This is a genomic window from Verrucomicrobiaceae bacterium (genome assembly GCA_016713035.1).
In the GTDB taxonomy this organism is placed as follows: Bacteria; Verrucomicrobiota; Verrucomicrobiia; order Verrucomicrobiales; family Verrucomicrobiaceae; genus Prosthecobacter.
On sequence record JADJPW010000004.1, the window covers coordinates 19,786 to 31,027 of the forward strand.

Genomic DNA, 11,242 nt, shown 5'->3' on the forward strand with positions numbered 1-11,242 from the left:
TGGCTGCTGCTGGCTATTTAGAGGCGGTTTTAACCTGCTGAGGCTCCTTCTGTCTAGTGGTTCAGCAGAAGCCACTCCTGTTTTGACGCTCTCTTTACAATAAATCTGCGCTTCCCCCGTCATGCTCGGTCTCGTATCCTTACGCCGACCATGAAAACTGCCTTCCCCTCCTCGCGCCGTCCGTTCAGTCCGTTTCGTCCGTTCATTGTCGCCCTCGGCCTGCTGCTGCCCACGCTGCCGCTGCACGCCGAAAACGAAATCGGCTTCATCGAGCGCTTCGCCCTCGCTGCAGATCGTGAAAAGGCCCTCGGGGAGCTCGTGCCCGGCTCGGAGGAGTATTACTTCTTCCACGCCCTCCATTACCAAAACGTCCGCGACACCGCGAAGCTCAACGCCCTCCTCAACGAGTGGCGCAACCGCACCCCAGACGAAAACGAGGCCCGCCGCATCATCCTCAACCGCGAGGCCATCCTCGGCTACGAGAAGGACCCGCAGGGCACGCTGAAATACCTCATCGAGCGCCTTGGCATCCGTCACGATCACCAGCGCCAGGTGCCGGATGCCAAGCCCGACCTGCCCACCCGCCTCGATCCCGCCAAAATTAGCCGCGAGGTCTTCCTGCGCGATGCTTTGAGCAATGATCGTGGCCTCCAAAGCCTCTCGCAGGATGCTCTCGCCTCGCTCATTCGCGATAAAATCGCTCTCACGCCCGATCAACGCCGCAGCGTGCTGCAAAAGCTCCAGCGGCCTGACGTGCCGAACCTCGTCGCCGCGCTGAATACGGACTTCAAAGCGGAGCCGAACATCGGTTTCGGCGATTTGCCGATTCATCGACAGCTTTTGATCTCGCAGCTCGATGAACTGAAAGCCGAGCATGGTAGGAGCACGAACTTCATCTACACCTACCTGCGCAAACTAGCCCCCAGCGCCGATGTCAGCCTCGAATACGACAAAGCCGAGCGCGAGGCCTGGCTCGACCGCGTGTGGGCCTTCGCGGCAGACATCGAATCGCACAAGACTCTCAAAGCCCGCATCCTCTACCTGCGTCTCGATCACGACCACAAAAAAGGTGTCTATGATCGCGAGCGCTTCCTCAGCTACCTCAAGCTCCCGCGCCGGATGCCCTACATCAACGAGGAGTTCTTGCGGACCTACAACTCCGACTGGTGTGACCTCGACGCCGACCTCAGCGATCCGCTCATCATCTCGCCGCCTGTCCACAACGACGAAGAACTCGTCCGCGACTACTTCCTGCATCTCTTTGCCACATCTGCCAAAGCCGACTCGAATCCGCGCGATCTCCTCGCCCCGTGGATCGAGCATGTAAGCGACACTTGGCTCAAGCCCATCCTCGCCGAGGCGCTCATCACCAATGGCATCGGCAATCCCGAGCGCTGGGCCTCGCTCATCACGCCCACCGAGTTTCAGCAGCTCAAAGACCGCGTGGACATCGAATTCCCCGCTACCAACGCGCCGCAGTTCATGCCGGGCGACGACATCGCGTTCGATGTGATCGTCAAAAACACGCCGAAGCTCATCGTGAAGATTTTCGAGCTCAACACGCTCAACTTCTTCCAGACGCAGCAGCGCCAGCTCAACACCGACCTGAATCTCGACGGCCTCGTCGCCAACAGCGAGCTGGTTCACGTCTTTGAAACCGGCCCCTTCACCCGCAATCGTTTCGCCTCCCAGTTCCCCGACCTCAAAGGCAAACGCGGGGCCTGGATCATCGAATTCATCGGCGGTGGCCGCAGCAGCCGTGCGCTCATCCGCACCGGCCAATGGCACGTTTTGCAGCAAACCGGCCCCGCAGGCGATTTGATCCTCGTGCTCGATGAAAAGAACCAGCCCGTCAAAGACGCCGTCGCGTGGTTTGAGGGCCGCAAATTCAGCGTCGATGAAAAACTCGGCCGCATCGCCATTCCGTTCACGAACCAGCCCGGCACGAAGAACCTCATCATCGGCGATGCCGCAGGCACCTTCGCCACCCTCACGCAATTCAACCACCACGCCGAGGAATACCGACTCGATGCGCAATTCCACATCGAGCGCGAGCAACTCCTCGCCCGCCGCGAGGCCACGCTGGCCGTGCGCACCGCTTTGATGCTCGGAGAGACCCATCTCGCTCCCGAATTGCTCACCGAGCCCAAGCTGACCATCACCAGCACCACTCACGACGGCATTTCGACAACCCGCGAGGTCAAAGACCTCAAACTCAGCGCCGGCAGCGTCCTCACGCACACGCTCAGCGTGCCCGAACGCCTCGCCAGCCTCGCCGTGACGCTTAGCGGCAAAGTGGAAGTCCTCAGCAACGGCGGCGAAAAACGCGATCTCAACGCCAGCCACACCTGGACCCTCAACGGCATCGACAAAACCGAAGCCACCAGCGACGGCCATCTCAGCACCTTCGACGGACAACGCATCTTCGAACTCCTCGGCAAAAACGGCGAACCCATCGCCGACCAGCAAGTCATCTTCACCTTCAAGCACCGCGACTTCACCCGCGTGCAAACCCACGCCCTCAAAACCGACGAAAAGGGCCGCGTCGCCCTCGGCAAACTCGAAGGCATCGAGCAGCTCACCGCCAAATCGCCGAATGGCCGCAGCAGCTCCTGGCCCCTCGAAGAAGCCGACAGCACGCTCAGCACCACCATCCAAACCATCGAAGGCGAAGTAATACGCGTCCCAGAAAGTGGAACAGGTTTGCAACCTGTTCAGCCCCAACGGGGCGCAAGAATCTCCCTTCTCTCCCAAACCGCCGGAACCTTCACTTCCGACCTCTCCGCCCTTCTCAAATCCGAAAACGGCTTCCTCACCATCACCGGCCTGAAGCCCGGCGATTACTCACTCCAGCTCGGCGACCAACTCATCACGCTCAAAGTCACCGCAGGCACCTCCATCGGCGGTTGGGCACTCGGCAAGCACCGCCAGCTCGAACTCAAAGGCAACTCGCCACTCCACATCACCGAAGCCACCACCGACAAAGACTTCATCACCGTCAAACTCGCGCACAGCAGCCCTTTTGCCCGCGTCCACGTCGCCGCGTCGCGTTTTGAGCCGGACAAGAGCCTCTTCGATGGTCTTGGCGGCTTCACCCGCTTCGGCGCGGCCTCCGGCACGCCTGCACGCAATCCCAATCTCTACTCCGCCGGACGCGAGATCGGCGATGAATACCGCTACATCCTCGAACGCCGTTACGCGAAGCTCTTCCCCGGCAACATGCTCACCCGCCCCGGCCTGCTGCTCAATCCGTGGGAGATTCGCAGCACGGATCTCGATGCGCTCGGCAACCAAGCCGGTGAAGGTGCCTCCATGACTCGCGGCGGAGCCACTGGAGCACTCGAAGCCCCCAAAGCCATGCCCGCGAAGAAAATGAAAGCCCAAGCAGGCCCTCAAGGCGGCACGAACCTCGACTTCCTCGCCAGCTCCGCACCGGTCATCTACAACCTCGTTCCCGACAAAGACGGCGTCGTGCGCATCGAGCGCAAGATGCTCGGTGATCGCCAGCACGTCCAAATCTACGCCGAGGACCTGCAAAACGCCTCCTGGCGCACGCTGACGCTACCGGAGGTGCCGACGAAATTCGCCGACCAGCGCCTCGCGCGAAATCTCGATCCCGCGAAGCCCTTCACGCAGAAAAAAGAGATCACCGTGCTCGACACCGGCAAGTCACTCACCCTCGCCGACATCCTCACCAGCGAGCTCGAGACCTACGACACGCTCGGCGGCGTCCACAGCCTCTTCACCACGCTCAGCGGCAACGCACACCTCGCCGAGTTCGCCTTCGTGCTGAACTGGCCGAAGCTCAAAGACGACGAAAAGCTCACCCAATACGGCGAATACGCCTGCCACGAGCTGAACCTCTTCCTCCAGCGCAAGGACAAGCCCTTCTTCGACAAAGTCATCGCGCCCTACCTCGCCAACAAGAAGGACAAAACCTTCATGGACGAGTATCTGCTCGGCCAAAACCTCGCCAAACACCTCGAACCCTGGGCCTACGCCCGCTTGAACATCGTCGAGCGCATCCTGCTGGCTCAGCGCATCCAAAACGAAGCTCCGAATGCTGCACGGCATGTGCGTGAGCTGTGGGAGATGATTCCGCCGAATCCCGAGGAAGCAGATCGCCTGTTTGAAACGGCGCTGCGTGGTCGAGTGATGGAGAGTGGGTATGCTGACGACAAAAACGGGCGTGGAGATTTGGATAAAGCCAAACGCCAAGCCGAAGCGGATGCACCTCAAATGCCAGCGATGGCACCTTCTGCTCCACCACCTGCTGCTGAACCTTTTGCGGAACCGAGTGCTCCTGGCGCCGGATTGGCTGCTCGTGGGGTGATGCCTATGAGAGTTCTCGCAGATCGTGATATGGTTTTGGCAGAGTCCGTGACACTAAGCGGAGCGACCTCCTACTCAGGCGGCATGGGAGTCGGCGCAGGCACGTTAGTGATCAATGGCGGCACGCTCGGCTACTTCGGCAAAGACGCAGCTGCTGCCGCACGTCAAGAAGTTCGTGTCTTCTACCGCGCTCTCGGCCCGACGAAGGAGTGGGCGGAGAACAATTACTACAAGCTGCGCATCACCGAGCAGGATGCGGAACTTGTCACCGTGAACGCCTTCTGGCGGGATTATGCGGCGTGGGTGGCGGCGGGATCGAAGGGCGGCTTTGTCTCGGCGAATGTGGCGGAGGCGCATCGGAACTTCACGGAGATGATGCTGGCGCTGGCGGTGCTCGATCTGCCGTTTGAGACGCCGAAGCACACGACGAAGGCGGAGAACGGCCAGTTCACCTTCACCGCAGGCGGGCCGTGCATCCTTTTCCACAAGGAGATCAAGCCCGTGGACGGCGACAAGACTGCGCAGGGCCAGCTCCTCGTCTCGCAGAGCTTTTTCCGGCATGGCGACCGCTACCGGATGGAGGGCAATGAGAAGTTCGAGAAGTATGTGAGCGCCGAATTCCTCACGGGCGTGACTTACGGCGCGAATGTGGTCGTCACGAACCCGACGAGCAGTCGCGTGAAGGCCGCTGTGCTGCTGCAAATCCCGCAAGGCGCTCTGCCCATCCTCGGCAGCAAGGCCACCGACTCCAAACAGGTGCGGCTGGAGCCTTACACGACGCAGACCTTTGAGTATCACTTCTACTTCCCCGCTGTGTCGGCAAAGGCGGGCGTGAAGTTCGCGCACTTCCCCGTGAACGTCGGCGGCGCGGCGGCGAAGCCGATGGAATTCAACGTCGTGGCCAAACTCACGCAGGTGGACAAGGCCTCGTGGGATTACGTCTCGCAAAACGGCACGGAAGCGGAGGTGTTCGCGTTTTTGGAGCAGAACAACCTGGAAGCGCTCGACTTCGAACGCGTCGCCTGGCGCTGCAAGCAGGGGGATTTTTACAAGAAGCTCGTCGCGTTCATGAATCAGCATCATGTCGGTGATGAGGCGGTCTTCAGCTACGCCTTCCTCCACAACGACGCGGCGATCCTCGGCCAGCTTTTGCTGATCAATGGCGATTTCGGCCCATATTTTGCCAGCAAGCTCCTGACCATCGACCCCATTGAGCTGCGCAGCTACGAGCACCTGGAATACTCACCGCTCGTCAATCAACGCGCTCATCGGCTCGGCAGCGAGTGGCGCATCGCGAATCCGGCGGTGCTCCAGCAATACACGCAGCTCCTCTCCGCACTGGCGCACAAGCCGCAGCTCGATGCCATGGACAGCATGAGCGTGGTTTATTACCTCTTCCTCCAAGACCGCGTCGAGGAGGCGCTGGCACGCTTCAAGGCCGTGGATGCCTCCAAACTGCCCACACGCCTGCAGCACGACTACTTCCAGTGCTACGCGGCCTTTTATGAGGGAGATGTGGCGGCGGCGCGTGGCATCGCTTCGAAGCAAATTTCGTCAGAACTGCCCCCACGCTGGAAAACGCTCTTTTCGGATGTTTTGACCCAAACCGACGAAATCGACGGTAAAGCCACGAAGCCCGAAAAACCCGCCCAACCCGACCGCGAAGCCCAGCAGGGCGTTTTGGCCGCCACAGAGCCCGGTTTTGACTTCAAGGTCGAAAAACAGACGATCTCCCTCCATTGGCAAAACCTCTCCGAGGTCACGCTGAACTACTACCTGATGGACCCCGAGTTCAGCTTCAGCAGCAATCCCTTTGTCAGCCAGGACGCGGGCCGCTTCAGCATCATCAAGCCGAACAAAACCGCCACGCAGGCTCTACCGAACGACGCGACGAAGCTCGACGTCCCGCTGCCGGGCGAGTTCGCGAAGGCGAACGTACTCGTGGAGGTCATCGGAGCCGGAAAACGCCAGACGCAGGCCTACCACGCCAACACGCTCAAGCTCGCGCTCACCGAAAACTACGGCCGCCTCGAAACGCGAGACCTCAGCACCGACAAACCGCTGCCGAAGGCCTACGTGAAGGTCTATGCAAAGCTGAACAACGGCACCGTCCGCTTCTTCAAAGACGGCTACACCGACCTGCGTGGCCGCTTTGACTACGCCAGTCTGAATGCCGCCGAAAACGCCGCGCCGCCGCCTCCAGGAATCGACATGCCCGCCAATGGCCTCGATTACCCGATGCTGAAGCCTGCGGAGCTGAACAACGTCTCCAAACTCGCCATCCTGGTGCTCAGCGACACCCACGGTGCCACCGTGAAGGAAGTCGATCCGCCGGGGCAATGAGGTGGCATGGGCCTAGTTATGAAATGACGAAGTGAACCAGGAGCCTATCAAACAGATGACAGGATTTACAAGATTACAGGATTATGCAGGATTTAATCTGGGTAATTCGGTCGTAGCGCAGCGATTTCAAAGCGCTGCCCTTTCCAATGTTAAGCCGTCATCAAGTTACAGGCCGTTAATCCTGCATAATCTTGAAAATCCTGTTAATCCTATCCTCAATTCCTCTCCGTACGATTGACTTCAATTTGGTGCATATGCCCTGTGAATTGGCATGGGCGGCTAAAAACTCCATTGCGTGACTTCCGCTGGTTCGGTAGCCTCACGGCCTTATGAATTCCTCTTCCTGCCTTTTGCGCCGCGTTTTGCTCGGCCTGCTGTTTGCACTGCCATTGACTGCGACGGCCCAGTTCCGCCGCCAGACTCCGGTTTATCCTGATCCGTATGCTCAGCAGAATCAGGCACAGACGCGGCAGGCGCTGATCGCCCAGGAGTTGCAGTGCCTGGTCACGACCACGAGCACTCTGCAACAGTCCTTTGCCGAGCATTGCCGCCAGCGCCGTGTGAACCAGGCGAGCCCGGAGTACGAGCTGCTCCAAGCAATCACCAGCCTCAATGCGGATGTCGGCCAGCTCTACCAGGGCGTGCAAGGCCGTGCGGCAGCGCAGATGGATCTGGCACGGCTTTACCGCCTGTTTCACATGGTCGAGTATTCGTCGGAGGACAGTCAGACCGTGGCTTACCAAACGGGCTACGGTCGCAGCCTGGGTGAGTACTTCCGCGACATCGACTCCCACATCGAGTCCCTGGGTGAAAATGGCTTCCGCAATCCGCGACTGAAGCGCATCGAGACCGATGGACGCTACGGGCACCGCCATGGTGACCAGGAGCGACATGTCGCACTGCCGCCACTACCTACGCAGCAGGTGCAGCCAGGCGTTTATCCCAATGGAGTCCCTCCACAGGGACAGAAACCCAAAGTGGACCTGGGCGATCTGCTCGGGCGCATCTTTAGCGGCATGCGGTGAAGCACCTGGAGCTCAAAGACAACACTCACGGGCTGCCACAGGCGCAGCCTCGATGCGCAGCGTGATCTCATCACGGGCCTGATGCGCATCTCTCCGCCCTACCAGTCCCCATACCGCGCATCGTGCTCGATCAGATCAATCAGCTCAAGCTCCCTGACCCCTGGCAACACCAGGCGGTGAGCCTGTTACGCAGTGGCACCGATGTGGTGGTGAGCGCCCCCACGGGCGCGGGGAAGACGTACATCTTTGAGCTGCTGCACCAGGGCCGCCATCTCCAGGGGCAGGCGATTTATACGGTGCCGACGCGTGCCCTCGCCAATGACAAATACGCCGAGTGGAAGGACGCGAAGTGGAACGTAGGCATCGCTACGGGCGATCTGGCGGAGAATGTGGATGCGCCAGTCGTCGTGGCCACGCTGGAGACACAGCTCGAGCGGCTGGTGCGCGGCGAGGGGCCCGCATTGCTGGTGATCGATGAATACCAGATGATCTCGGATCACGCACGCGGTGCACACTACGAGGCAGCCATCGCGCTGGCACCCCAGGGCACCCGCCTGCTGCTGCTCAGTGGCTCCGTGGCGAATCCTGATGACATCGTGGCGTGGCTGCGGGGCTTGCAGCGAAAGGCGGAGGTGGTGCTCACCAAGGAGCGCCCCGTGCCGCTGGAGGAGGCACCGATGGAGGCGCTACCGCAGCGCACGCGGCAGTTTGAGCATTACTGGCCGCGATTCGCCGCAGCGGTGATGATGGCAGACCTCGCGCCACTGCTGATCTTTGCCCCACGGCGCAAGGAGGCAGAGTCCATCGCACGCAGACTCGCGGCTGATCTGCCGATGGGCGATCCGCTCGATCTCACGCCGGAGCAGCGTGCTGTGTGCGGCAAAGATCTGGCCACCCTCATCGAGCGGCGCATCGCCTTTCACCACAGTGGGCTCAGTTATGGTGCACGGGCAGGCGTGATCGAGCCCCTGGCAAAGGCAGGGCAGCTCCGCGTCATCGTCGCCACGATGGGACTGGCTGCGGGCATCAATTTCAGCGTGCGCAGCGTGCACGTCGCGGGCACCACCTTCCATGACGGCACCAGTGAGCATAAACTGGCCCCGGATGAGCTTTTACAGATGTATGGCCGCGCCGGACGCCGTGGGCTGGATGATAAAGGCCACGTCATCACCAGCCGCGATAGCCCATCTGTCTTCGATGCACGGCCCGCGCGGCTCCATCGCAGCGCCCTGCTCGCCTGGCCGATCTTTCTGCGAGTGATGAAGCATGCGGCGCAGATCTCGGAGAATCCCTTTGAGGCCGCCATGCGCTTCTCGGAGCGGCTTTTCGCCAAAGTGCCGCCCGTGCTCGGTCTGGAGGAAAATGAGCCCAATACGCCGCTCCAGGCTGAGAAGGCCCTCTTCGGGCTCGAAGCCACGCAGAAGCAGATCCTCAACTCCAACGGCGAATGGGAGCGCATGCACGCGCACCCACTCCAGCGGGTGCCTTTGAGCCGAATCCACGCCTCACTCACGGTGTCCGATTTCGTCTCCAGATTCGCCCATGGCATCGGCCGAGTGGGGAAAATGCGGCGGCAAAAAAGCGATCTACAAGAACCAACTCGCTATGGCATCGAGATCAGCCTCGGCACACCGGATGGAGATCTCATCCGCCCGACGAAGTCCGTGCGAAGGCTGCTCAAGCTGCCGCGCAAGATCGAAACCATCCCGCTGGAGGAAATCACCGTGCTCCATAGCCATGAGCTCGCGCAGGCCATCCTCGCCCCACATGAGGAAGTGCTGCAGCAGGTGCTACCAGAGTTCACCGGCACGGTGGCAAAGGAGAACCTGGTCTTTGCCTGCTTTGATCTCTCACCGGTGGAGGTCATGGCGTATGAGGACAGCCTTCAGCGTCTGCTGCTGGCACCACGGCAGCGCAGCATTGTCATTCAGAACGAAACCGGCATCCACACGCCCGAGACGGCCATCACCGACCGCCGCGAGCCCCGCCACGGCTCACCCATCCACGCATGGCGCACTCTCGGCCTCATCGACGCCGAGGGCGTGCCCACACGGCGCGGGGAAATCTTCAGCTACTTTCAGCATGGGGAGGGCCTAGCCATCGTCGCGGCACTGGAGGATGAAAGCTACGCCGCAGACGAGATCGTGCACCACCTGGCGAATCTGCGCAGCGGCTCCAAGTTCGATCTGCCGCTCGATTGCGGCTCGGAGCGGCTCGCGGCGGTGTGTCGTGGTGCTTATGGCTTCGTCAATCACCACGGCTATCTCGAAAATGGCCTGCCTATTGATTACGGTGAAGGAGCCGCCGAGCTGCTCGATGCACTGCTGCATCCAGACCGCCCAGGAGCCCAGGAAATGAAGGCCGGCATCGCAGAAGGAGACATCTCAAGAGCCTACGTGGAGTGGCTGAGTCTCCTGCGGCACATCACGCATGCACCTGCGCATCCCTGGCGCCGCTGGACCGCGCTGAAGGATGCCGCTGCCGCTGTGCTCAAGCACCACACCAAGACCCTGCGGCACTTCTTCCACCTGGATCTGCCGCCACTCACCAACAAGCAGAAGCACGGCAAAACACGCCACTACTTGATGGTCGCCCGCTGAGTCTGCTCTGCCGCATCCAGCTTTGCAAACACGGCACGGATCTGCTGCACCGTGCCTAGAGCCAGCACCACCTCATAGTCAGACTCAAAGCCCGGCTTCAGCGCCATCGTCTGTATCGGCGCGAGGTAGCTGCAATCGGCCTTATTGCCATTGCGCACACGGTAGCAGGTGATGCGGCGAGTATGTGGTATGCGCATACCGATGCCCACATCCGTCTGACCATTCACCCAGGCACACCAGGGCTCACCCAGGTCATGATACTCATTCTTCGGCCCCGGCTGGAGCCGCTGGAGCTGCTGCGCCTTATCCGTGATCACCAGCGTATCGTATCGCGAATGCACAAACAGCGCCGGCAGCTCCTGATGATGCGGCGCATGCTCACGCGTGCCTCGGTAAGCAAAATGAAACCGCAGATACGCCAGCCCGCCCTCCAGCCGCAGCGTCTGCTCCATCACACACTCATCGAGCACGGCCCCTGTGGCCCAGTGTCGCGGTGTGGTGCGTGCCTTCAGCATCCCCGGCCCCGTCTCCAGCACCGTGCAGTCAGAAAACTGGTTCCTCCAACTACCACCCTGCACGCAGTTGTAGCGCCAGGGGCGGCCATTCCAGTCGCTACCATCCACATCACCGTAAAAGGACTGCTGGAGGAAGCGCCCCGCGTCATAGGCATCCAGCACATTCTCCTGTGATCCCGCATGCGAAAACCAGCCGATGCAGCCGCCCGCCGTGAGATTCACCCCCAAGCGAACCTTTCCATTGTCCAAAAAATGCCAACGCTCATCCGCATGAGCAGACGTGAGTAGCAGCAGCACCGCAGAGAAAACAAAACGCATCATGCCGCCCACTTTGTAGCCTAGTAACCGCGCTGGCAAATCCCCCCGCACCGCGTGTGCGAGATGATGGTCAAAAGAGCCCGGCACGCAGCGTAGGTTTATCATCCCC

4 protein-coding genes are annotated in these 11,242 nt (G+C 60.8%); 3 read left to right on the forward strand and 1 reads right to left on the reverse strand.

The window, feature by feature from the left end; all coding sequences use genetic code 11:
• Positions 1 to 150 precede the first annotated feature (150 nt).
• From IPK32_14175 to IPK32_14185, 3 genes are all read left to right on the forward strand, one after another.
• The gene (locus tag IPK32_14175; protein ID MBK8093092.1) at positions 151 to 6,675 is read left to right on the forward strand and encodes a hypothetical protein; all 6,525 of its coding nucleotides are present in this window, start codon (positions 151 to 153) and stop codon (positions 6,673 to 6,675) included.
• Positions 6,676 to 7,004: 329 nt separating this feature from the next.
• A complete protein-coding gene (locus tag IPK32_14180; protein MBK8093093.1) occupies positions 7,005 to 7,700 on the forward strand; it encodes a hypothetical protein in 696 nt (231 codons plus the stop codon).
• A gap of 122 nt (positions 7,701 to 7,822) precedes the next feature.
• Positions 7,823 to 10,300 (forward strand): DEAD/DEAH box helicase, encoded by a 2,478-nt coding sequence (locus IPK32_14185; GenBank protein ID MBK8093094.1) that lies wholly within the window; start codon positions 7,823 to 7,825, stop codon positions 10,298 to 10,300.
• Here the strand turns inward: IPK32_14185 and IPK32_14190 are convergent.
• Positions 10,279 to 11,238 carry a hypothetical protein gene (locus tag IPK32_14190; GenBank protein ID MBK8093095.1) on the reverse strand — a complete coding sequence of 320 codons (960 nt, stop codon included), beginning with the start codon at positions 11,236 to 11,238 and terminating at the stop codon, positions 10,279 to 10,281. The genes IPK32_14185 and IPK32_14190 overlap by 22 nt on opposite strands.
• Between the last annotated feature and the right edge of the window lie 4 nt (positions 11,239 to 11,242).

Coding starts and splice junctions, on each gene's coding strand:
- IPK32_14175 (MBK8093092.1), top strand. CDS start 151: ATGAAAACTGCCTTCCCCTCCTCGCGCCGTCCGTTCAGTCCGTTTCGT.
- IPK32_14180 (MBK8093093.1), top strand. CDS start 7,005: ATGAATTCCTCTTCCTGCCTTTTGCGCCGCGTTTTGCTCGGCCTGCTG.
- IPK32_14190 (MBK8093095.1), bottom strand. CDS start 11,238: ATGATAAACCTACGCTGCGTGCCGGGCTCTTTTGACCATCATCTCGCA.